General features: G+C 65.7%; 1 protein-coding gene. It reads left to right on the top strand.

Annotated elements, in window-relative coordinates:
• A partial coding sequence (locus ACM6JT_RS31350; protein WP_414857876.1) for an SDR family NAD(P)-dependent oxidoreductase occupies positions 1–216 on the top strand: 216 nt, incomplete at both ends.

Raw genomic sequence — 216 nt, 5'->3', positions numbered from 1 at the left:
CACGTCGACGGCGCATTCCTGACGACGAAGGCCGCGCTCAAGCACATGTACAAGGACGATCGCGGCGGCGTCGTGATCTACATGGGTTCGGTGCACTCGCACGAAGCGTCGCCGCTGAAGTCGGCGTACGTGACGGCCAAGCACGGCCTGCTCGGCCTCGCACGCGTGCTCGCGAAGGAAGGCGCGAAGCACAACGTGCGCTCGCACGTCGTATGC

Origin of the sequence: Burkholderia sp. IT-111MI5, from assembly GCF_949752865.1 — a bacterium.
GTDB lineage: Bacteria > Pseudomonadota > Gammaproteobacteria > Burkholderiales > Burkholderiaceae > Burkholderia > Burkholderia pyrrocinia_C.
The sequence above is the reverse complement of the archived record's forward strand: the minus strand, read 5'-3'. Positions and strand labels throughout refer to the sequence as shown.